Origin of the sequence: Paenibacillus sp. cl123, assembly GCF_900101595.1 — a bacterium.
In the GTDB taxonomy this organism is placed as follows: Bacteria; Bacillota; Bacilli; order Paenibacillales; family NBRC-103111; genus Paenibacillus_G.
Genome location: NZ_FMYY01000018.1, coordinates 38,632 through 61,579 on the forward strand (window position 1 = coordinate 38,632; position 22,948 = coordinate 61,579).

Annotated in this window: 17 protein-coding genes; 4 read left to right on the forward strand and 13 right to left on the reverse strand. The window is 48.3% G+C overall.

Annotation, left to right across the window (positions count from 1 at the left end; genetic code table 11):
* Window positions 1-10: 10 nt before the first annotated feature.
* From BLR08_RS22590 to BLR08_RS22635, 10 genes are all read right to left on the reverse strand, one after another.
* Window positions 11-1,306, reverse strand: coding sequence for a restriction endonuclease subunit S (locus BLR08_RS22590; protein WP_072335564.1), 1,296 nt, complete (start codon window positions 1,304-1,306; stop codon window positions 11-13).
* Window positions 1,303-3,330: a type I restriction-modification system subunit M gene (locus BLR08_RS22595; RefSeq protein ID WP_072335561.1), complete on the reverse strand. Its 2,028-nt coding sequence runs from the start codon at window positions 3,328-3,330 to the stop codon at window positions 1,303-1,305. The genes BLR08_RS22590 and BLR08_RS22595 overlap by 4 nt, the downstream gene beginning before the upstream one ends.
* 450 nt (window positions 3,331-3,780) lie before the next feature.
* On the reverse strand, window positions 3,781-4,509 hold the full coding sequence (locus BLR08_RS22600) for a hypothetical protein (protein ID WP_072335558.1): 729 nt from the start codon (window positions 4,507-4,509) through the stop codon (window positions 3,781-3,783).
* 196 nt (window positions 4,510-4,705) lie between these two features.
* Window positions 4,706-7,543 (reverse strand): AAA family ATPase, encoded by a 2,838-nt coding sequence (locus BLR08_RS22605; protein WP_072335555.1) that lies wholly within the window; start codon window positions 7,541-7,543, stop codon window positions 4,706-4,708.
* The gene (locus BLR08_RS22610; protein ID WP_072335552.1) at window positions 7,540-8,118 is read right to left on the reverse strand and encodes an ABC-three component system middle component 1; all 579 of its coding nucleotides are present in this window, start codon (window positions 8,116-8,118) and stop codon (window positions 7,540-7,542) included. Before BLR08_RS22610 ends, BLR08_RS22605 begins: the two co-directional genes overlap by 4 nt.
* A gap of 4 nt (window positions 8,119-8,122) precedes the next feature.
* Window positions 8,123-9,556 (reverse strand): restriction endonuclease, encoded by a 1,434-nt coding sequence (locus BLR08_RS22615; protein ID WP_143014436.1) that lies wholly within the window; start codon window positions 9,554-9,556, stop codon window positions 8,123-8,125.
* 363 nt (window positions 9,557-9,919) lie between these two features.
* Window positions 9,920-11,464 (reverse strand): 23S rRNA (uracil(1939)-C(5))-methyltransferase RlmD, encoded by a 1,545-nt coding sequence (rlmD, locus tag BLR08_RS22620; RefSeq protein WP_176835586.1) that lies wholly within the window; start codon window positions 11,462-11,464, stop codon window positions 9,920-9,922.
* Window positions 11,451-12,440 (reverse strand): diacylglycerol kinase, encoded by a 990-nt coding sequence (locus tag BLR08_RS22625; RefSeq protein WP_072335545.1) that lies wholly within the window; start codon window positions 12,438-12,440, stop codon window positions 11,451-11,453. The genes rlmD and BLR08_RS22625 overlap by 14 nt, the downstream gene beginning before the upstream one ends.
* A 361-nt stretch (window positions 12,441-12,801) precedes the next feature.
* Window positions 12,802-13,581, reverse strand: coding sequence for a sirohydrochlorin chelatase (locus tag BLR08_RS22630; protein ID WP_072335542.1), 780 nt, complete (start codon window positions 13,579-13,581; stop codon window positions 12,802-12,804).
* 410 nt (window positions 13,582-13,991) lie between these two features.
* Window positions 13,992-14,282: a YerC/YecD family TrpR-related protein gene (locus BLR08_RS22635; protein ID WP_072335539.1), complete on the reverse strand. Its 291-nt coding sequence runs from the start codon at window positions 14,280-14,282 to the stop codon at window positions 13,992-13,994.
* A gap of 316 nt (window positions 14,283-14,598) precedes the next feature.
* On the opposite strand from BLR08_RS22635, the gene BLR08_RS22640 reads away from it, so the two are divergent.
* Window positions 14,599-15,177 (forward strand): hypothetical protein, encoded by a 579-nt coding sequence (locus BLR08_RS22640; protein WP_083537443.1) that lies wholly within the window; start codon window positions 14,599-14,601, stop codon window positions 15,175-15,177.
* Window positions 15,178-15,758: 581 nt separating this feature from the next.
* Window positions 15,759-16,769: an NADPH dehydrogenase NamA gene (gene namA / locus BLR08_RS22645; protein WP_072335536.1), complete on the forward strand. Its 1,011-nt coding sequence runs from the start codon at window positions 15,759-15,761 to the stop codon at window positions 16,767-16,769.
* Between the two features lie 111 nt (window positions 16,770-16,880).
* On the opposite strand, the gene BLR08_RS22650 is transcribed toward namA, so the two are convergent.
* Window positions 16,881-18,131: an ATP-binding protein gene (locus BLR08_RS22650; RefSeq protein ID WP_072335533.1), complete on the reverse strand. Its 1,251-nt coding sequence runs from the start codon at window positions 18,129-18,131 to the stop codon at window positions 16,881-16,883.
* A 196-nt stretch (window positions 18,132-18,327) separates the two neighbouring features.
* A complete protein-coding gene (locus BLR08_RS22655; RefSeq protein WP_072335531.1) occupies window positions 18,328-19,059 on the reverse strand; it encodes a ThuA domain-containing protein in 732 nt (243 codons plus the stop codon).
* A gap of 232 nt (window positions 19,060-19,291) precedes the next feature.
* Between BLR08_RS22655 and BLR08_RS22660 the strand changes: the two genes are divergently transcribed.
* Both BLR08_RS22660 and BLR08_RS22665 read left to right on the forward strand, forming a co-directional pair.
* Window positions 19,292-20,242 (forward strand): AraC family transcriptional regulator, encoded by a 951-nt coding sequence (locus BLR08_RS22660; RefSeq protein WP_072335659.1) that lies wholly within the window; start codon window positions 19,292-19,294, stop codon window positions 20,240-20,242.
* A 91-nt stretch (window positions 20,243-20,333) separates the two neighbouring features.
* The gene (locus tag BLR08_RS22665) at window positions 20,334-21,221 is read left to right on the forward strand and encodes a hypothetical protein (RefSeq protein ID WP_072335529.1); all 888 of its coding nucleotides are present in this window, start codon (window positions 20,334-20,336) and stop codon (window positions 21,219-21,221) included.
* Between the two features lie 296 nt (window positions 21,222-21,517).
* Here the strand turns inward: BLR08_RS22665 and BLR08_RS22670 are convergent, their stop codons facing one another.
* On the reverse strand, window positions 21,518-22,903 hold the full coding sequence (locus tag BLR08_RS22670; RefSeq protein ID WP_072335527.1) for a sulfatase family protein: 1,386 nt from the start codon (window positions 22,901-22,903) through the stop codon (window positions 21,518-21,520).
* Window positions 22,904-22,948: the final 45 nt, after the last annotated feature.

Below are 22,948 nucleotides of genomic sequence, written 5' to 3' on the forward strand. Positions count from 1 at the left end.
CCTGTTCTCCTCACAAGTCTATTTGTCCAGTCACAGCCGCTGTGATAAATGCCGAACGGCGTTCTTTGAGCAAGTCTATGCTTCTTTGTGTTTTTGTAACGAGCATATCAATAGATTTAATGGTTTTGTCCAAATAATCCGCAATCTGAGCTTGTTCTGACACACTCGGGCAAGGTACTTTTACCTGACGAAAGTTGTTATAACTTAGGTCTTGCCCGTCCCTAATAAACATAGAGGTCGCCTGTAGCCCTTGAATGTATGTTATTGATTTGAATAAATAAGTAAAATAACCTACATGTGAAGCGGGGGTTGGTTTTAAGACGACATATGACGAACGAACACAACCGTTCGCTTTGACTCGTTCAATTCCCCCTTGAAAGCTTCTCATACTAATAACAAAATCGTTAATCCTTGCATGTTTCCTCTTTTCCAGATTTTTCACCGCCTGAGTTACCCTTCTGCCCTCAAGCTCCTGGAACTCTTCAAGAGGAATTACTCCATACTTTTGTGTAGCTGAAAGATGTTGATCATCTTCAAAAGCGAGTTGCTTACTTTCACTAAATAACCGATTCCCTGAAATGACTTCCCAGTGCTCCGGCACTTCCCCAATCCACTCAACACCAGAATCCTTCAATTTTACATTAGGGTTTAGCCCTTTGGTGACAGCATGAGTAATCAGTGCCTGTCGCTTTTCTTTTAGCAGTTCAATAAAGCGAGTTTTCTTGGTTATTAGGGTGTCTATCCGAGTTGTTTCACTTTCGAGAACTGAAGCAATTTTCTTTTGCTCTTTTTGACTGGGAATAGCAGTTTTAAGTCCTACAAGGGTCGAAGGGTTAATTGCTGGATAGCTTAATCCTTCTGAGTGAGCTTCGACAGCCTGAATAAACAAATCATTAAGAACTAACCATTTAAGGAACTTTGGCTCCAATTTGCCGGGACGAGACCGGAGAACAGCAAAACCCGTAGAAAAAATGCAATGAGCAAACTCATCACCCACCGATGCGACTGCTTTTAGGTAAGTTCTGACTGTTGATACAATAACATCGCCGGAATTTGCTTTCCGTCTGGCTCGGGAAGGTGCATTACCAAAAGACATTTCTTCAACTTTTGATATGCCTTCGTTGTAATTAGCCGACGAAATATCAACATAACTAATAGTTTCCTCTGGCTCCGTTGAGTCAGGAAGAGAATCATCATTATGAGAAGCAACTATTTTTAAGGGCTTTAACTCCCAATGTTCCGGCACCAGCCCAATCCATTCAATACCAGAATCTCTATAAGTCGAGTAAGGTTTGTAATCACTCATTCTGTTGCCACCTCTGCCAGTAGTGCGGCGATCTCACCTTCAACCTGCTTCAATTCAGCATCAATATCATCCAGTTTGCGCGGTGGCTGATATTGGTAGAAGAAGCGGTTAAAGTTGATTTCATATCCTACACGACCAAGCAGCTTGTCTTTGTCATCGGTGAAGCTTTCGTCAATGTAGGCATCGGGAACATGCGGCAGCACTTCACGAGCAAAGTAATCCTGAATGGATTCTAAGTAGGGCACGTTTTCATAATCGGTTAAATCCGTATCGGGAACCATATTGCCTTGTGCATCCAGCACAGGCTCTGCTTGAGGATCTTTATGTCCAAACGTACTCAGTAGTTCAGCGATAAAGGTCTTATTGGCCTTCACCTTGATATATTTTGCTTCATCCGACTTTACAGCTTCCTTTACGAATGTTTCTGCCCAGTTATAGTCCTTGGTTTCCCCTTTTACTGGCTTAATGGCTGCAAGCCAGAAGTCTTGATGCGCTGGTGTGAGTTTTTTCCAAACATCAGAAGATTCAAGCCTAGATAGCCCTTGCTCATCCAGTAACAGTTTCATGCGCAATGGGCGAAGCACTTTGATGCGTCGATAACCAAAGACACGATAATCGATCATTTTTGAGAATTTATCATTCTCAGCCGCTGAATAGATGTCCAAAATCTGGCGACGTTGATCATCGCTCACAATACGGCGTTTGTTACCTTCATTCTTGATGGGAGTCCAGAGACTGGTTGCGTTGATAAGCTGAACTTTATCTTTGCGGTGTTCGGTTTTTTTGTTGGATAAAATCCACAGGTAAGTGGCGATATTGGTTCTGAAGAAAATGTCCGTAGGCAGTGCGATAATGGCTTCAACAAGGTCATTTTCAAGCAACCAGCGACGTATTTCAGACTCACCAGAACCGGCACCACCGTTGAACATTGGGGAGCCAGACAATACGATAGCAGCACGACCACCGCCATTCTGTGGTAGTTCTAATTTGCTTGCCAAATGCATTAGGAACAGCATTGAGCCATCGCTAATCTTAGGTAGTCCTGGCCCGAAACGGCCTAAGTCACCCTGCTTGTGCTCTTTTTCAACGGCAGTTTTATCTTTTTCCCATCTTTTACCAAAAGGTGGGTTAGAAAGGCAGTAATGAAATCGTTCACCAGCAAATTTATCATTTGAGAGCGTACTGCCCTGAAGTATGTTTTTGGATAGATCACGACCTGGATCTGACTCCAGACGACGAATCAGCATACCTGCTACACAAACCGCATGAGTTTCAGGTTCAAGCTCTTGCCCATGTGGAACCAATACTGGTGGAATTTTATAGTGGCTACCGTAATCAGCAACATGGTTCATTGCATCGGTCAAGAATCCACCAGTCCCGCAGGTAGGATCGTACAAGGTTCTGATAAGACCAGGATTCTCTTCAAACAACGCATCATCGGGATCAAGCAATAACGCAGTAGCTAAATGTACGATGTCGCGGGGCGTCATGAAGTCCTCAGCGCCTTCATTAACCTCAGCACCAAAGCGACGGATCAGATGCTCGTAGATATTACTCATCACCCGATCAGGCACTGTGTCAGGGTGCAAATCAATGCCGGCGAAGTTCTTACAGATAGTGTATAGCAGACCAGCTTTCTCAAGTCGGATTATCGTATTTCCAAATTCAAACTCTTCAAAAATGGCTCTAGCATTATCGGAAAATTGGGCAATGTAATCTTCTAAATTGCGGCGCGTTTTAGTGCTGCCAAGCGTCGAAAGCGAATACTCCGAGGTATTGTAAAATGGGTAGCCAGCGGTTTGGCGTAAAATCGGATCAAGCTCAATTTCAGCATCCTTGAAGTTGTCGTAAGCTTCTCTTACAGCGTCTCTCGTAGATTCAAGAGCGCATTCCAAACGACGTAACAAAGTGAATGGTAGGATAATCTTACCGAAATCAGTATGCTTAAAGTCGCCCCAAAGATCTTCTGCGTTCTTCCAAATAAAATCAGCCTGCGATGCAGCCGAACCTGCGAATTCTGTCATATTTTCCTCCAACCAACTTTTGCACAAACAATACATTATATATGTGATAGTTGTCAACTAAGTTTTGCAAAAGAAAGATTGTGCTATGTTAAATGAATTTTGACGATCCAACCTCAGATTGCAAATAGCCTTATAATAATGCCATCAGCTACAAGAACAAGAAACTTACCATCTCTGACTACCGATTTGTACAAGATTTCGTTCTCCTTCACCAACTGCTTCAAACAATCTTACCATAAAACGAACCCATCAATTAATTCGAATTTGTCGACTTCGCCTTCGAGACGTTGATCGTGTAGCCGAACAGGTGGCTGATGCTGTCGATGTTGTCTTTCTATCCATACTTGCTTTTTCGCATTATTTATTGGTTTCTGAATTAAGGATTGATCGGCAAAACCAATCTCTAAATTAAATCTACCATAAAACAAAAATATCAATATTTAATATATATTATCCTAAGTCACTCTGCTTCTCGTCTTCTTCAATCTCAATCAGTAGTTCTTCTAATCTATGCACTAAGTTCTTTTTGAGTTGTGATTCACTAATCCACACGAACTCAAACATTTCCTTAATAATCCATTTCGATATTGTTATAGATATCATAATAACAATAAGTAACAGCGTGATACTAACGGCTAATGGGAAAGCCCGTTCGCTTATACTTGTCTCTTTAAAAAGTATTGTCAGAAACTGAACCCAAATAGGAACAAACAGTGAAATAAAGATTGTTGGTGCAATTAGAGAAGGGAGTTTTTTCCTCTCTATTTCTTTATAACAAAGATCAATTAGCTGCTTTAACTTTTCTTCCTTATAGAGCTTCTTCTCTCGTAAGTGGTCTATTAAAATTCGTGATTGCATTTTTTCAAACTCATCAGTTCTCCAAGAGAATCCCTTGTTTCGAAATCTGAACTTCTTCCTTACTATTTTTTTGGCTTTTGAATTCACATGGAAAAATAATCCTACACAAAGTACAAGTGAAATTAAGAATGAATTAAATGTATTTAGCAGTGTTCCAGCAAAATAAAAATAAAGACCTACTTTCACAACTAATTGCAAAGTAGTTAGATACAAACTTAACGCGAAAACAATGAATAGATGATATCTGATCTTTATCTCCTTAAATACCAAACTATAAGCAATCACGTTATTTTTGTAGAATTTTGTAAGTTTGTCAATCAAAAAGTTCAACCATCCCTTGTTTACATGTACTGTGGTTTTAAGTGCACTTTCAACTTATTATTGTTTTTTTGAAATTTCACCCTAAATCTTCCCTTTGTTTAAAACTATGAAACATCAAAACAAGAGACAATATAACTATAAACATCTATCGTTATGATAGTGGTTTATTGGTAATGTCTCTTATATGATGCATTAATTAATAACTTATTACAGGCCCTGAGCTATTATAATCAATATATCTTAATTGCTGTGTATTTAGAAACCTTAATTTCTTATTTAGTAATCGATATATCTTCTCGTCATGGGTACTTAATATCATTTGCTTATTAAAAGAGCCACTAAAAGAATGATCACTACTCATACTTCTAAGGATATCGATAAACGAAAGAATATTTATATCATCCATACTTTGAATAGGATCATCCAGAAGAATAGTTCTCAAATTTGTACACTGTTGCCTTAACGCTAGAGCTAAAAAAATACTAATCGCAACTACGTTCATTTGAGCTGTACTGAATGTAAAAGTTGGATTAACTTCTAACTGACTGTTATCATCCTTAAAGCACTTTATTTGTAGGGTGTTATTTCCTTGATTGTTAGTCGTTAACTCAAGCTTAATATTTGTGAAAAACGGATGAGGGTATATTCTTTTATAAATGTTATTAATTAATTCTTCATTATCATGTAGAATTTGATTGTTCATTTCTTCAACAAGTTTGTCAACTGCATCCATGATATTATCTACTTGTATTAGTATCTTTTTCTCTTCTTGATACTTTGAATTATGCTCATTTAATGTTTGTTTTAGATTTTGGAGTTCAAGATAGTCCTTGTTATTATTTAATGTTTCTTGCTGCTTTGTAAATTTATCTGATAAAAGTTCTAAATTACTTATAACGTCTACCAACAATTTTACTTCTTCCGTTTGTCTAGCGATATACATTTTCAATTCAGGATCAAAGTTACCGAATCCCGAATTAGACAACTTTTGTTCAAGGTTATTAATTAAAATTTTGCATTTATCTAATGTCTCTTGAGATACTTCAATATCAAGATCTTTGTAGCTATTTGTAATATTTTTTATTTCCTTCAGTCTTTGGTTTACATATTGCAATAATTCATTTGAATTATCTGGTAAACGTAATAAATCTATAATTTTTCTTATTTCATCTTGCTGTTCCTGAAGATTTTTCAATTTATTTCTAAGTTCATCTTTTTGATTTCGAAGTGAAAACAATTCTTTTTCAAACTTATTTACTAATTCAGAAGTAATTGTATACTTCTCTCTATAAAATTCGTTATAGTTTATTAATTGTTCGTTAAAAGAATTTATTAATTTAGTAAATTTATCCTCTATTACTTTTACCTTTTGTTCTAAGTTTTCTTGTATTTTTATATTCTCAATGATTTGAGGATTATTAGATGAAATTTTCTCATTGAGAATATTTAATAATAGATCTTTTTGAAATGTACTATTACATACAGGACAATCCGTTTCAGTCTTATCATTATGTAAATGTTGCTTGAGTATATAGTCACGTGTAAGATTTAATACATTTTTATAATCTTCTTCAGTATCTAACATTGAATTAATAAGTAATTTTATATTCGATAATTCATTACTTACTTCTTGTTTTTGTTTATTTATAGATTCGATTTCGGAAGTAAACTTCTCAATTGATTCTTCAATATTATTATTCTGTAGTGACAAAAGTAAGTCATGAAAGTTAATTATTTTTGGCGAAATGTTATATATACCTATACTGTTTTGTAATTTTATTAAAGAAGATTCAATCTTTTGTATTGAGTTTTGGAAGTTTATATTGTTGACTTTCAAAGGACTCGCCATAAATTCACTTATCAAATTACTGATCCCTTTTAATTTATCAATATCAGATGAATATTGTTCGATTTGTGATGTATAGGTACTTATTCTTGTGTTTATTTCAGTTTCTTGATTAGAATAATCGGCATATGAATTCCAATTTCTTATTATTGATTCAAGGTTTCTTTCTTCAATTTGTAGTGGAATTAATATCTCTAAAATTTCGACTTTCTTCTGGTTCAAATAGAATAAATCTTTATTTGAATAAACTTCTTCTGCATTTCTTATTTCATTGCTGATTTTGTTTTTTCTAATATTAAGATCGTTTATTGATGTTAATACTCTACTACTAATTTGTTTGCTTAATTCATTTAATGTCGATACATCGTTAGCATTAATGTTCCAATTTATTTTATCAAGATTAACTTGGTTTATATTATAATTGTAATTCTCGATACTACTTTGAAGAAACAGTTCAAATTTACTATGTCCATCAAAGTTCGTTAATTGGTCAGTATTTATCCGATTATTTAAGAAATTGATTTTTGTTGTTGTATCGGATATCACCTTCTCAATTTTCTCCATTTTCTGCGAAATATCATTCTTAATCTGTTTATAGGTCAATCCATACTCTTTAAATCTAGAAGTTCCAAGAAGGTTTGATATTTGGTTATAGCGTGCTGGCCCTTTTAATCCTTGTATAAAGTGTTTTAATTTATCTTGAGTTAGTAAGTGAAACTGTGTAAATACACTGGGAAAATCTAATTTGTCTCTCCATTCTTCACTAATTAATAAATCATTTAATTTATCAACTGCTTCTTGTTCATAATATCTTTTACCATCCGAACTTGTTAATGAAAGAAATGACTTGTTTGGCCCGTAATCACTAGCTCCATCAAAGTTTACTGCTTGTCGTGTGAGGATAAAGGTAGCAGACCGTGTTTGCAGCTCTACTTTTACTTCAGCCGGCTTTTCAAATGGCTGGTAGTTTATAAAATGACTTTTTGATTTTTCTTCGTTTGGTTCTTCATATCTGAATAATTTCCCTGTAAAGACCCATTCGATAGCATCAAAAAAAGATGTTTTACCATAACCGTTAGATCCCGAAAGGACAGTGAAATTGGAACCTTTAGTTAAATCAAATATTTGTTTGTTTCTATATCCTCTAAAATGATCAATACTCATTCGAGAAATAATAACTTCTCTCATAACTTCACCCTTAACTTTTCAATTATTTCTATTTTGTTCTTTCCTACATCGGCCAATAAATTGTCTGGAAAATCTTCTTTATCTAAACTGGCTCTTTTACGAAGATTCTCCAAAAAAGACTCATTCGTTATATAATTCTCCATTTTGTTTAATTTGTAATAATTATTTGTTACAGGCAGTTTAAAATTTAATGCTTCTTCAACTTTTGTGTTTTCAGAAACAGATAAAACCACTTTTTTGCAACAAAAACGATCTCTTTCAATATTATGAAATTCTTCTAAAGTTAGATTGTCTTGTCCAACGTAGATTAGTAAAAAGTATATGTCCCATCTAATATCGTTTTTTGAAAAACAATCATTTTGTAAATAGAGAGCAATATCAGTGTCTTGATCAGATTCCCAATTCTCAAACAAACTTTGCTTGTCATGATATACCTTACAAGCGAATATATATTTTTTTTCTTCAGAATCTATATAGTAGCAATCAATATTTTTTAATTTTTCATCAGATTTCTTATGAATCATAAATTTTTCGAAAAATCCATCTAATTTTTCATAAATTTTACTTTTCTCCATACGATCACCTACACAAGATTAATTTTAGAGATTGTATTAATTGGTCTTCAGACTCAAGCGTGTTGTAATTAAATGCATGTGCACAATGGTAAATGAAATTAAATTTCTCTCTTAGATTAGAGAACTCTTCTTTTCCCTGTGGAGTTTCTATATCTACATTTGATATTTCTGGGATAATATAATCAAAATTAACTTGGGCAGATCCTTGGCCCAACAAACAATTTGCAGCAGCTACATTATCAACTATAACTGTCTCAATAGAAGTTAAATTAGTATTTTCCTTATTAAAATGTTTTAATAGCTGTAATACAACTGAGTTGTACTCACGATTATCACTGGAATGTATATATGAAATGATTTTTCCATTTGGTAAGTTAATGGCTTGACCAACTGCAGAATTTAACTTGATATCAGGAATTATTAAAGAAATTAAACTCATATTAACCACTAAGTGTTTGATAAAATCTAAATTGTCTGCAAATTTAAATTTGCGAGGATTCTCAAATTTTCGGATAAATTTAAAGGGAAGCTTTATAGCACATAAGATTTTCTTAAATTCCTCCTCCCCGATATCACCGATCATAGCTAACACGTCTTCGACTTGTCTCATGATAATATCCTTAATTTTCGAGCATCTAACATCATTTATATTCTCAATCTCTGAATAAATTACCCCAAGCAATTCATCTAATGCCATATCTGGAACATCGGTAATATATACAATCTTAACTTCGAAGAATAATGGTACTACATCTGTTTGATGTCGATGTACAAGAAGATCAAGATCGACAGAATTTATTTTCTTATATTTGAGTTTTTCTAGAATCGCCAATAAAGCATCTTTCACTTCATCAGCTTTTAAGCTATTGAACGCAGTATAACTCTCAATAACAGAAGCAATCCATGAATCTAAATCAGGATCATGTCTCAGTTTATTCTTAACATCTGTTATTAGTTCAAGTGCAGGCCCAGAAAAATCATTAGATACAGAAAAGAAATACGTGAATTGTGTCAGGTCAGAAATTATTTTTACATTACTTAACAGAATATGAAGTCCAAATTTAATTATTTCTTTGGCTACTGATGGTCTATCAATTTTATTAGCATATCTTTTACATTGGATGGCACCGTTGCATTCACCAGACGAGTTTTGTAGTAACACATCAATTCCTCTTTCACCAACACCTTGCATTAATGTTGCTACCGCATACTCTCTTCTGAATTCAGCATTCTTTTCAATTTCCAACTTATGTAGTAAATAATTTAGAATTTCAAAAGGACGATCCTCTAGTCTCGAATAAGGATATCCTTCGACATTTAGTGCAACCGGTTTGCTTATAAGGGAAATTTCTTCTTCAAGTTGAAAATTTGTGGTTTTCACAAACATTAATAACAGCCCCATTGTATGATTTAAAATACAATATTCTACAAATACCACTATTTCCCTCTAAATTCAATTCTAAAAATCGACTTTTATTAGCATTCCAAGTTAAGACATGGTACTAATCGTAGAATTATCATTCTACTTAGAATAAACAAGAACCCCCTACACATTAGCTGCATAAAATGCAATTGTTACACAAAAGGCAAAGGAGCTTCTCTACATTTTACAGTAGAAAAGCTCCTTTGCTTTTTGTGGATTTATCTTATGGAGACGAGGGAAGTCGAACCCCTGTCCAAACCAATCCAATACGAGCTATTAATTTCGTCAACAATCAGTCAACTCTACTACTTTCTAGCCTCTGTTTCACACTTCCACTTCATCTGTACTACTCCCCAAATCCGCTGTACAACTGCACTCTCAGCCCTCTGTATCATTCCTCACCAACAAAGCTACTGATTCTACGTGCACCGTATGCGGAAACATATCCACCGGCTGAACCTCCACCGTCCGGTACCCGCCATCCTCCAGCACCTTCAAATCTCGCGCCAGCGTCGACGGATTACACGACACATACACCACCCGCTCCGGCTGCATCGCCAGGATCGTCTCCAGCAGCGCTGGGTCGCAGCCCTTGCGCGGCGGGTCGACCACGATCACGTCGGGGGCGATGTCCTGGTCGCGCCAGGCCGGGATGACCACCTCCGCGGGGCCGGCTTCGAACTGCACGTTGCGGATGCCGTTCAGCGCCGCATTGGCGCGGGCATCGTCGATCGCTTCGCGGACGATTTCGACGCCGTAGACCTGGCGCGCGCGCTGCGCCAGGAAGAGCGAGATCGTGCCGATGCCGCAATAGGCATCGATCACCACTTCTTCGCCGGCCAGCCCGGCGAAGTCAAGGGCCTTGCGGTACAGCACCTCGGTCTGTACCGGGTTCACTTGATAGAACGATCGTGCCGAGATCGCGAAACGGATGTCGCCGATCGTGTCGTAGATCACGTCGCGGCCCCACAGCACGAGCGTCCGGTCGCCGAAGATGACGTTCGTCTGCTGCGTGTTTATATTGTGGCAAATGCTTGTCACGCCCGGCACGGCTTCACGGATCAGGCCGACGAGCTCGTCCCGGTGCGGGATGGATTCGCCGTTGGTGACCAGCACGACCATGATTTCGCCCGTATGAAAGCCATAGCGGGCGACGACGTGGCGCAGCAGACCGCGGCCGGTTTCCTCATGATAAGCGCGGATACCGAGCGATTCGGCGGCCTGCTTGACGGCGCGGACGACGTCGTCGTTCTGCTCGTGCTGGATCAGACAGGCGTCCATGTCGATAATCCGGTGGCTGCCCTGGGCGTAAAAGCCTGCGACAAGGCCTCCTTCACGCTCGGCACCACCGTTGCCGACCGGCACTTGGGCCTTGTTGCGGTAGCGCCACGGCTCGCTCATGCCGAGCGTCGGATGAACGAGGATGCCGGTGGCGTCAGGCGCATCGGCCACGGCCAGCTTTCCGATCCGCTCGAGATTGTCGACGACGAGCTGCCGTTTCCAGCGCAGCTGGGCCTCGTAGCTCAGATGCTGGAGCTGGCAGCCGCCGCATTGGCTGTAGACCGGACAGGGCGCGGACACGCGGTCCGGGCTCGCCTCGACGATGCTCAGCAGCTTGGCGTAGCCGTACTGCTTCTTGAGCTTCAGTGCCTTGACCCGCACCTTCTCCCCCGGCAGCGCCCCGGGAATAAAAAGGGTATAGCCGTTCACCCGGCCTACCCCTTCGCCTTCATGTCCGAGGCCGACGATATCGGCGACGTATTCTTCGTTTTTAGCAACCGGCAGATCGCGAGGCTCAGCGGACGCTGCCAACGTACGGTTGGTGCCCGGGCCCCCGGAACGACGCTCTGCAGCGGATCTGCGGCGGGAGCCGTCTACAGACTTTGCACCGCCGCTGCGGCGCTTCGTTTTATTCGTCTTCATTTTCGCTATCGTCTCCGGTCTTCGGTTTCCACAGATTCATCAGATTCAGCGGATTCGTGTTCTTGTAAGTGGTCTGCCCGCTTTCATCGACGAAGATTTGCAGATGCTGCGGCAGGTTGGTGAAAATACATGGCAGCGTACCGCCGAATTCGCCGTCCAGATTAAGCTGGACGTAGTCCGGTGAAGTCACCTGGATATGCTTCGTTTGCAGATAAATGACATGCGGGTCGTTCAAATGCTCGCCGCGCAGCGCCAGCGAGACGATGCGGATGAATTCCGCAAGGTTGCACTTGCGCAGGATCAGCACATCGAACAGCCCGTCGCTGAGCGACGCATCCGGCGCCAGACGCTCGAAGCCGCCAACGGAATTGCTGTTGGAGATGAGGAACAGCATGACCTCTTCATGCAGCTCAACCTCCGGCGTGCGGATATATACTTCGATCGGGCGCAGCCGCGGCAGCTTCTCGAGGCCTTTCATATAGTAGGCCATCTGGCCGAGCAGTGTTTTCAGCTTGCTGGGCACCTCGTAGGTCAGCTCGGTCATCGAGCCTCCCCCCGCGATGTTGATGAAGTAGCGCTGGTTCACCTTGCCCACATCGATGGGACGGGCATGCTGACGCAGGATGACGTCGACCGCCCCCTCCCAGTTGCGGGGGATGTTCAGCGCTCTGGCGAAGTCATTGGTCGTACCCAGCGGCAAAATGCCCAGCGGCGGCCTGTTTTCTTTCTCGGCCATGCCGTTGATAACTTCGTAGAGCGTTCCGTCTCCGCCTGCGGCGATGATGATGTCGAAGCCCCGTTCTACCGCATCGGCGGCAGCCAGCGTTGCATCGCCCTCGCCTATGGTCGCATGTGTGCTCGTCTCCAAGCCTCCGCGCTCCAGGCGCTGCAAAATCTCCGGAAGACGCTTTTTCATCTCTTCGCGTCCCGAAGACGGATTATAGATCAACCTTGCCCGTTTGGCCCGTTCTGCCATCTCTTCTCACCCGTTCACATCAGTGTGACGCCCGCGGCGCCCCGACCTAGACCCCTTGTTACATTTGAAAATGACTGCCGTCTTGGAAATGAGCAACGGATGACCGCAAAAGGAGCCAGATTGCGCTCCAGCCGCATATCTTGTAACGCTTAAGCGCTTCCCGATTCCGTAGTCCCGTTGGCCAGCAGCACCGACTTGCTCCAACATCTTAATCTTCTCTTAACCGTTCCCACGCCGCTTGCCACTTTTGATCGCTAATAGATCGTTTTTGGGGCAAGCACCTTGCCGGACTTGTAGGACGAACAAGAATGGTGCATTCCTGCAAAATTCTTCACATGCCTCAGCTAGCGGCTCTTTGCTCCTAAGCATCGTACCCGCACCGCTCCAGCTCGCCGGCAATCTGACGTTCTATCCAGCGCGAGATGCCGGGATGCGGCAGCAGCGAACGTCCATTGTACCGGTAGGCTTGGCCGGCGAACCTCTCGGGTATCACATGCCCGGTGAAATATCCCTCGCTCAGAAAAAGGGGAGCAACCAGCAGCATACATCCGGGCATCCGCCGATTCCATGTCTGCAGCTTCCCAGGCACCTGGTCAGGCAGCAGCATGACGCCGTCCGCTCCGGCGAAGCCGCCGAGCTTCTGTATCCTAGCGGCCAGCTTCTTCAGCCCCCGCCGCCAGGCAAGGTGAAAGCCCTGCTCCACGCTGCCATGTCCGACGAGCAGCACGAGCTCCTGCTCCGGATTGTCGGAGAGCGGGCGCAGCTTCTCATACAGAATCTCCGCGATGACAGGATCGTCGTCGATCGGGCCCGCGAGATGAATGTTCGCCCTGATCCGAAACGGCTCCAGATCGGTCGGAAGCTGCGGGGACGGCTTGACGCCCAGCGCGTAGGCAATCTCATCGAGATGCGTGCTGCCGGAGGAAATGAACAGCGGGATGACTACGATATCCGTCACGCCAAGCGCTTCGAGCTCGTCGATGCCATCCTGAATCAGCCGCCCCTCTACCAGCTCCAGATAAGCGGAGACAATCGGCAATCCGGCCGGTACGCGCACCTCCCGGACCGCTTCATCCACGAGCTTGATCCACGCTTCGCTTCGGGAGCCATGACTTATGGCTAATACCCCGTATTTTACCACACGACTGCCCCCTCTCCAAAAAAGAATCAGGCTTCCCATCCCTGAACATGAAAAATCCCGCTCAGCTGCGACCGAGTAGGATACGGTTCTTGCTATGGATATAGCTGGCCTGCGGCTATCCGCAGCGCCAAATTACTGCGCTTGCCCGGCAAGGCAAGGTCCGAGGCACGTTGAGGCCGTCCTCTGCGGGCAGCAAGCATAGCGACCCGAACGAGCTCGCCGCGGCAGAGCTCCATTTAGGCAAGGCTACGGCCTTGGACGGTCGCCTATTCGGTTGAGGCTGGCAGCGGCGGGGCCGACTAGCCGTCCTTACAGACTATCGAGTCTCCGCCGCTACGTACAGGCAGCCTGTGCCTGCCCCGTCCATCCTCACAGCCGCGCGCAAGCCAAGCCGCCTGCAACCTGGAAGGCTAGCGGCCGAGCCGCTCCAGCGTCATTTTATATCCGTCATTGCCATAGTTCAAGCAGCGCTTAACCCGGGAGATCGTCGCCGTGCTTGCGCCTGTCTCCGCCTCAATCTGGTTATACGTGTTGCCCTTGCGCAGCATACGTGCCACCTCCAGCCGCTGGGAAAGCGACTGAATCTCGTTGACCGTGCACAGGTCGTCGAAGAACACGTAGCATTCTTCCATATCCTTAAGCGTCAATATCGCTTCAAAAAGCTGGTCTATCGCTTTATCATTCAACTTCTTCAATTGCATGAACTGTTCAACCCCTCGATAATCTATCAAACCCTATCTTACTCCGAAACGGGTTCGGTTTACAATGGATTCACACACTAGACAATCAAAGTATTCGACATGGACGTGTGAAATCCTCCCTTTACGTTTGTGAAACGTTGCAATTTTTATGCGGCAGTGCGCTAAATCACATATAGGCCAAAATCTAAATAACCGTGACAGGAGTCCATACCATCCATTTGCCCAGCACATACATTATACAAGGAAACGGATGATGGATGAAAGTCCGACCGCAGCAGGACTGCGGAATTACATGAGATAAAGGGATGAATTAGCCATGACGATGACGAAACAAACGATCGGCAACCGGGGCGTGCACCCGCATGCTTCGATGGCGCCGCCGGCCGGAGCCAGGCGGCCGACGTACGGGCACGCCGGCAGACCGCCGCTGCAGACGCGCAGCTTCACGCAAGCCGGCTATGCCGAGCCCGGAGCCTTCGGCGGCTACCCCGGATTAGGAGGGGCGGAGCTGCCTGTGCAGCAGACGGCTCTCATGCCTCAAGCCGCTGCTCCATCAACGGGAGGAGGAGCACTGTCCTCTCTAGCCTCCTTGTTCGGAGGCGGGAGCGGAGCTGCGGGAGGCTCCGGGAGCAGCTTCAATTTGCAGCAGGTCAAACAGCTTGTTGATCGTATGGGAGGCATTGAAGGAATCGTGGATACCTTCGGCAAGATGCAGAAGATGGTCCAAAGCGTTCAACAAATGGCTCCTATGGTGAAGCTGCTGATGGGATCCTTCGGCAAAGGCAAAAAAGCCGCCGCTGATAACGACGACATCGACGAAACGCGGCCCCGCCGCAGACGCCGCCGCAAGCGCAAAGGCAACGGACGCTTACGCAGGACGAGAGCACGGCGCTGATTCGGCCGCCGCCGCTATCCCTTCACTCTCACAAATGGCTGCATTCGGCAATCAAGCCGATTGCGGCCATTTGCTCGTATCTGCCGCTTGTCCGCCTGCCGCTGCTCGGCACTTGCTAACTTTCGATGCCACACCACGGCATGCTCCCCCGCCTGGACTCCCCATGCCCCGCCCAGAGAACCACTGCCTCCCCCAGCAGGACGAAAAGCCACGTGACAAGCTGCATAGCAATGACAAAAACCGGGCATGCTCGGAAAAGCGTCCACCACACTTCGCCTTCGGCTGATCTTGTGGTACACCTTCAGCTGATCTCGCAACGCCTCTGCGGCGCTCCGCCCTCAGCTGAACTTGCGCTGCCTTTCCAGCGCTCCGTCTTCCGCTGCTCTTGCGATACATTGCAGCGTCTCGCCTTCAGCCAAGCCTGCGATAGCCTTTGCTTGCCTTTGCCTTTGCCCTTGCCTTTGCCTTCGCCTTCGCCTTTGTCTAATCCCCATCAATATGCTATGATTAAATAATCACAGAACAAATTATTAACAACTTACATTTTTAAAGATAATAACGGTTAAGGATGTGGAATCTTCATGCTGTTTACTTCTTACTCCATTAAAAATCTTACGCTGAAAAACCGGATCGTCATGTCGCCGATGTGCATGTACGCATGTGACGACGAGAGCGGCCGGGTGCATGACTGGCACCGCGTCCACTACCCTTCGCGCGCTGTCGGCCAGGCGGGACTCATCGTCGTCGAAGCGACGGCCGTCACGGCCCAAGGCCGGATCTCCGCACGCGATCTGGGGATCTGGAGCGATGAGCACATCGCTGGGCTGAGTGAGCTGACCGGTCTGGTCCACAGCCACGGCTCGCATATCGGCATCCAGCTGGCCCACGCCGGACGCAAGGCGCTCGTCGAAGGGCCGATCGTCGCCCCTTCGGCCATCGCCTTCGACGAGAAGAGCCGCACGCCGGAGGCGCTAACGGAGGAACAGATCGGCGAAGAGATCGCCGCTTTCGCCGCTGGCGCCAGACGTGCCAAGGAAGCCGGCTTCGACGTGATTGAGATCCATGCCGCGCATGGCTATCTGATCAATGAGTTTCTGTCCCCGCTCTCCAATAAGCGCGACGACGCCTACGGCGGCGATAAGGACCGCCGCTACCGGTTCCTGCACGATGTGGTAGACGCGGTGAAGCGCGAATGGGACGGGCCGCTGCTTGTTCGCATTTCCGCTCACGACTACCATCCGGAGGGCTTGACGCCGGACGACTACGTCGATTATGCCCGCCGTCTGAAGGCGCAGGGGGTCGATCTGATCGACGTCAGCTCCGGGGCCGTCGTGCCGGCGATACCGCCGAATATCGGGCCGGGCTACCAGGTGCGTTTCGCCCGGCAGCTTCGCAGCGAAGCCGGCATCGCGACAGGCGCCGTCGGCTTGATCACCGAAGGAGCGCAGGCCGAAGAGATTCTTCAGGCCGGCAGCGCCGACCTGATTTTCATCGGCCGCGAGCTGCTGCGCGATCCTTATTGGCCGCGGACCGCGGCCGCACAGCTGGGCGTCAAGCTCGACGCCCCTCCATCTTACACGCGGGCTTGGTAAGCTCCAACCAGCCCCGTACAAATTCGCCGCTCCCAAGCATCCCGCGCGCGGCGCGCACCGGCAAGCCGCAGAGCCTCTCATAAGAGGACTCTGCGGCTTTTTCAGCTGGATTCAGCAGGCCGGAAGCTTGAGCTCGAACCTGGTTCCTTCTCCCTTCCGGCTCGTCACCTCGATCCGGCCGTTCATCGCCCGGACGATGCTGAAGGCGACCATCGTACCGAGACCGGTGCCTTTCGTTTTCGTCGTATAATACGGCGTACCGAGTCTTCGGACCTCCTCCGGCGTCATGCCGCCGCCATTGTCCTGGATGACAATGTGCACCTGCTGCTGGCTGCAGACGGCGCTCACTTCCAGAAGGCCGCCCTGCGGCATCGCTTCTATGCCGTTTTTCATCAGATTGATGAGGCATTGACGAAGCTTCTGGCGGTCTCCGAGCACTTCCCCTCCTCCTTCCTGCAGCAGCCGGATCTCTACCTTGCCGATCAGCGCGTAAGATTCCAGTACGCCGGTGACGTAGCGCAGCTCCTCCTGGATCGCGAGCCGGACGACACGCTCCGCCTCTGGCTTGGCATAGGACAAGTAATCCGTAATGATATGCTCGGCCCGCTGCATCTCCTCCAAGGCCAGCTTCACATATCTCGACTCCGGCTCCCGGCCGGCGCTGCGCTCCAGCAGCAGCTGGAGGAATCCCCGGGATACGGTCAGCGGATTGCGCACCTCATGGGACACGCTGGCCGCCAGATCGCTGATCACCTGAAGCTTCTCCAGCTGGGTCAGCTCCTCGCGCATCTCGATCTGACGCCTCATGGCTTCTATGAAAGCCGCGGTAAAGCCCGCGCTCACCGCCTGAATGGCAAGGCCGAGCAGCAGATGTCCCCCAATCCCGGCACAGGCAGCCTCTTCCGCGGCATGAATATGCCGGACGTAGGTGAATAGGGGTACGAGAACCGACAGTGTGGAGAAGCCGGATACCAGCAGAACTCTCGTGCGAGGGCCATATTTCCAGAAGCGGGGGATGCAAAGCTGAAGCAGCAGGAAGAGCAGCAGGTCGGAAAGCCATGAATCGCCGATCATATTTTGCCCAACCGTAAGATGCAGCACGATCAGCACCGCTGTAAGCACAGCGGAGACGAAATGACCTCCGTAAAGGGAAGCTATGATCAGAATGCTGAATTGGAGCTTTATCCCATACCCGTCCGTCAGCGGGATCGGAATAAGCTCGCACAGCAGAAGAGACACGGAGCAAAGAAGTGCATGGACCGTCTGATTGGCCGTCCCCTTGCGAGGGTCTATCCCGAAGACGTAGATTACGAACACGGGAAAGATGAGGAACAACAAATTGCTCAGCAAGGTCGTCAGCATAGGTGACATGCACTCCTTCGGATAGACAGTTGACGGACAGTTTTCTTTACTTTAAGACACTGTTTCGACATGTAATAGAACAGTTCCTGCTGTCTGTACCCAAACGAAAGCCGTCCTGCGAAAAAAAATCCGGCAAGCGCCCAAAGTCGCGCAAGCCGGATAAAAATGAGGAGGCACGCCCCCTCTCAAATTACAGTTAGCCTCTGCCCTTGATGGTCTCAAGCGGCTTGTGGTTGCCGTACTTCGGATACTCCCGCGTCGTAGGCTTCGCCCAGTGCGCCGCATTGCGGATGACGCGGCGGATCTGCTCGTTGTAATAGGTCGGGTAAGCCTCGTGACCGGGACGGAAGTAGAAGATCTTGCCTTGCCCCCGGCTGAACGTGCAGCCGCTGCGGAATACTTCTCCGCCTTCGAACCAGCTGACCATGATCAGCTCGTCCGGAGCCGGGATGTCGAAATGCTCGCCGTACATTTCTTCCTCCGGAAGGTCGATATATTCCCCGATGCCTTCCACGATCGGATGGTTCGGAGCGACGACCCAGATGCGTTCCTTCTCGTCGGCCTCGCGCCACTTGAGGTCGCAGCCGGTGCCCATAAGCTTCTTGAACACCTTGGAGAAGTGGCCGGAGTGAAGCACGATCAGTCCCATGCCGTGCAATACCCGCTGGTGAACGCGTTCCACGATCGCGTCCTGTACATCGCCATGCGCTTTGTGACCCCACCAGATCAGCACGTCGGTGTTGTTCAGCACGTCCTCAGTCAGCCCGTGCTCAGGATCGTCGAGCGTCGCATAGGTAACCTGCACGCCTTCCCCGAGGCCTTCGCCGATCGCGGTGTGGATGCCCTGAGGATAGACGGAGCGGATGTGTTCGCTTTCTTTTTCATGACGGAATTCGTTCCATACGGTAACGCGTACTTGCTGACTCATCTTGTATCCCTCCATAGTTCGAAATTCATACTTTCAGTATAGTGATTCAAAATGGGAAAAGATATGCTGAATTGTGCCCGTTCTGTATGCAAAACTGCTATCCGGCCGCGGGCCGTGATATACTGGAGAACGAGTGCGGCAGTCTGTAGTCTAGGGAATGCCGCTGTTGCAAAGAGCTAGAGAGCGAGGTACCTCCGCCGTGAAAACAGTGTTCACCGGGCAGCCGGATGTCATGATTGAAGATGTCGTTTACCAGAACCCGTTGTTGTTCTTGAAAATATGGGAGATCCGCTCCGACCCGGCATCCGGCCCGGCCGCTGCGTCTGAGCGGCAGGAAGCCCCTGCCGGGCCGGACCTGGAAGCTGAGCCTTGGCTGTGGCATTTCCATAAGGAAGTTGAATTTCTCGTCATTAAGGACGGCCGGCTCGGCGTGCAGACCAAGCATGATTACACCGTACTTGGTCCCGGCGATGTGATCGTGCTCGGCTCCTCTCAGCTGCACCGCACCCATCGTCTATCTCCAAATGAGCCGCTGAGCTATATTGTGTTCCAGGTCGATCTGACGCAGCATTTCGACCAAAGCACGCTGCCTTACCTGAGCTCGTTCTCCGAGCATACCCAGCCTCTGAGCAAGCTGAATTACATATTCGCCGAGCAGCCGCTCGTCCGGCAGGCGGCGGGCTCTCTCGTCTTGACGATATACCGCGAGGCCCAGGAACTCGCCCGGGGTTATGAGCTGGCCGTCAGCGCCGCGATCAGGCAGCTGCTGCTGACCCTGCTGCGGGCCGATACGCGCGGCGTGCTCGGCGGCGCACTGGATGCGGATCTGGTCCGGCTGCGCCCGGCGCTTGACTATGTGGACCAGCATCTGAGCGAGAAGATTACCGTCGAGGACGTGTGCGGGCTGCTTCATCTGAGTTATCATTACTTCATTAAGCTGTTCCGCCGGGTCATCGGCCTCTCGTTCATCGACTATGTGAACTATAAGCGAGTCAAGGCGGCCGAGAGGCTGCTGCTGACGCAGAGCGTAAGCATATCCGAAGTCGGCGACCTCGTCGGCATTCCGAATATGGCGCAGTTCTACAAGCTGTTCAAGCGCCATAACCACTGCTCGCCCAAGGTGTTCAGGCAGCGCATGCAGGGCGGACATGCTCTACTGGAGGCAGCCGTCGCCCGAAGCTAGGGCGAACGCATATCCGGGTGTGCTGTCTTTTCTCCGCACATGCTGTCTGCGCCAAGCAAATATAACACCGCAAAGGAGTGAGGCATGACAGATGAATCGTCATCTGAGCATTCTGCAATTCAAGCAAGCCTGCGCAGATTACCACTATAGCCAGGCGCAAGCGGCCCTCAAAAATCTGGCTGCCGGTCAAGCGCATATCCTGATCGCCGAGTTCAGCGCCATGCTGGAAGTGCTCCATACCGGCATCCATTTGGCTCGGGTCTCTGCCTACAAGCAAAGCACCGTCGATGTCAAAGCTTACATGAATTCGCTCGACGCCGCGACGCTCGAAGAGCTGCGCTATCTGGAGCAGCTCGTCCAGGCCAACCGGATAGATCATCTGTTTGATATCTCCGATGCTCTGGACATCACGATCCAACCTATTCAGAAGCGTAATGAACGAGGGAGCTACGAAGCCAGAAGCTTGATCCCTTATATGAGCGAAGTGAAGCAGTTTGCGGACGGCCTCATCCAAGCCATGGTAAACATCTATACGAGCAGCTCCGCTCACTACGATCAATCCTGGAGAACGGTCGATCTGCACCGCGCTTCGTACTACTGCCGGGTCTGCGGAGCGCCGGTCACGAAGATCATGAGCCACCTGGGTAATCTGAGCGGTATTTCGCTCAAGGAGAAAGAAAGCTATCTCCCGCGTGCGACCTACGTTTACGGGCATGAGGTCATCAAAGCCGAGCTGCTCCCGTGGAACGGGTCCAACGAAATTACGGAGGATGAGCTTGTCATCTCCATAGATAGCTTGGGCAGAGATGTCCGCAAAGACCCCGCGCCCGGCTGCTGCGGACCGGATTCATCCGTGCTGAATGTGTTTTGCCGGGAAGGCCACCCTATCGGGAGGGAGGCGGCGGATTGTTATATGCCTCATTGTATCCGCTTGCCGCTAACACATGTACAAAGACTTGAGACCCTGGACTTTATCTGACATCAGTCTCGCCAGACGTCCGGACAGCTGTCTTCCCGGGGCGGCCAGCTATATCGCATACCGGGCAAGCCCGCTGATCCGCTTACCTGCTCCGGCCGAGAGTCCGGAGCACGCAGCTACTACATAGTTACCCAAATCGAGAAGGCCCATGCATAATCGCATGGGCCTCTCGGCGCTCCAACGGAGTTCACTCTCTTTGAGCATTCATTCCGCATTCATTCCGCATTCATTGAGCATTCATTCCGCGTTCATCCTGCTTTCATCCTGCTTTCATTCTGCTTTCTTTCACTGAGCTTTCATTCATGCTTCTCGCGAAGGTTTGCGGTACGCAGCTCGTCGATTGTGACGCGGCGCTGTCCCTTCTCCCTAGCTGCAGCCGGCACGATCTCCGGCGCCTCTTCGCCGGCGGCGACCATCCGCCGGATCAGCCGCTCGCGCAGATCCGCGGCAACCTCAGCGTATGATTCGAGGCCGGCCAGGTTGTCCAGCTCGTACGGGTCGGCGGTCAGGTCGTACAGGAATTCTTCGGTATACGATTCCGCCCCGCCGTCTGCGACCGCATCCTTGTGCGGAGCGGAGACGCTGTACTTGAAGCGCTTCGTGCGGATCGCGCGTCCGACCTGGGACTCGCTGATCTGCAGGAACACCTCCTCAGGCCAGTCGGTCCGCTCCCGGCGCACGAGCGGCATGAGCGATCGGCCCTGCATCTGCTCCGGCACCCCGATGCCTGCGGCGTCGAGCAGGGTCGGCGGCACATCGACCAGACTGGCCAGCTCGCGGATCTGCCCGCCGGCCATAAAGCCCGGACCGTAGGCCGCAAGAGGCGTGCGTATCGAGCTGTCGTGGCAGGAGCGCTTGTACTCGCTGTTTCGCGTCTTGAAATGGCAGCCATGGTCCGACGTGAACAAAATAATCGTGTTCTCCTGCAGCCTGAGGCTCTTGAGCGCATCCATCAGCCGTCCGAGCGCTTCGTCCAGCCGCTTGACCATGCCGTAGTAGCCGGGCAGATGCCGGGCCGACGTGCCCCCGAGCTCGGCCAGATCCGGCGGCACATACCGGCTTGTGTAGCGTTCGGCGTAGCCGTCGGGTGCGGGATAATCGTCCCGGTGGTTCTGGTGATGCGGCTCGATGTAGGACAAGAACAAGAAAAACGGATCGTCCTTGCGCTCGGCCACATATCGTATAGCTGCATCCGTCATCGCATCGACCCGGTATCCGGGCAGATGGACGGCTTCCTCGTCATTGTTGTACATCACCGTATCGTAGGCGTCGGAGCTGAACTCCAGCACATTGGACGCCAGCCAGTGCTCATACCCGCCGCGCTGCTCGGCCGGCACCGGCTCCTTATTCGCCAGATGCCACTTGCCGATATAGCCAGTCGTATAACCCGCATCGCGAAAATAATGCGCGATCGTCTTCGTATCCTGAGGCAGCGGGATGCCGTTGCGGTAGCAGCCGGAAGCCGTTGCATATAGTCCCGTCTGCATGGAGGAACGCGCCGGTCCGCAGACCGGCTGGCACGTAAACGAATGATAGAAATGCGTGCCCTCGGTCGCAATCCGGTCGAAATTAGGCGTAAGCCCCATTGGATTGCCGTGTACGCCGGTCGTATCCCAGCGCTGCTGATCGGTAAAAAACACAATCACGTTCGGTCCGGCAGATCTTGGCTGTGAAATGGGCATGTCACACACTTCGCTTTCGGTAAAATTAGTGCCTTAAGGTCATTG

Excerpts from the sequence above, each read along its gene's own strand:
- BLR08_RS22625 (WP_072335545.1), bottom strand. The coding sequence starts at position 12,440 with ATGGCAGAACGGGCCAAACGGGCAAGGTTGATCTATAATCCGTCTTCG.
- BLR08_RS22655 (WP_072335531.1), bottom strand. The coding sequence starts at position 19,059 with ATGAGTCAGCAAGTACGCGTTACCGTATGGAACGAATTCCGTCATGAA.
- rlmD (WP_176835586.1), bottom strand. The coding sequence starts at position 11,464 with ATGAAGACGAATAAAACGAAGCGCCGCAGCGGCGGTGCAAAGTCTGTA.
- BLR08_RS22650 (WP_072335533.1), bottom strand. The coding sequence starts at position 18,131 with ATGCTGACGACCTTGCTGAGCAATTTGTTGTTCCTCATCTTTCCCGTG.
- BLR08_RS22595 (WP_072335561.1), bottom strand. The coding sequence starts at position 3,330 with ATGACAGAATTCGCAGGTTCGGCTGCATCGCAGGCTGATTTTATTTGG.
- BLR08_RS22660 (WP_072335659.1), top strand. The coding sequence starts at position 19,292 with ATGATTGAAGATGTCGTTTACCAGAACCCGTTGTTGTTCTTGAAAATA.
- namA (WP_072335536.1), top strand. The coding sequence starts at position 15,759 with ATGCTGTTTACTTCTTACTCCATTAAAAATCTTACGCTGAAAAACCGG.
- BLR08_RS22640 (WP_083537443.1), top strand. The coding sequence starts at position 14,599 with ATGACGATGACGAAACAAACGATCGGCAACCGGGGCGTGCACCCGCAT.
- BLR08_RS22605 (WP_072335555.1), bottom strand. The coding sequence starts at position 7,543 with ATGAGAGAAGTTATTATTTCTCGAATGAGTATTGATCATTTTAGAGGA.
- BLR08_RS22635 (WP_072335539.1), bottom strand. The coding sequence starts at position 14,282 with ATGCAATTGAAGAAGTTGAATGATAAAGCGATAGACCAGCTTTTTGAA.
- BLR08_RS22670 (WP_072335527.1), bottom strand. The coding sequence starts at position 22,903 with ATGCCCATTTCACAGCCAAGATCTGCCGGACCGAACGTGATTGTGTTT.
- BLR08_RS22610 (WP_072335552.1), bottom strand. The coding sequence starts at position 8,118 with ATGGAGAAAAGTAAAATTTATGAAAAATTAGATGGATTTTTCGAAAAA.
- BLR08_RS22665 (WP_072335529.1), top strand. The coding sequence starts at position 20,334 with ATGAATCGTCATCTGAGCATTCTGCAATTCAAGCAAGCCTGCGCAGAT.
- BLR08_RS22590 (WP_072335564.1), bottom strand. The coding sequence starts at position 1,306 with ATGAGTGATTACAAACCTTACTCGACTTATAGAGATTCTGGTATTGAA.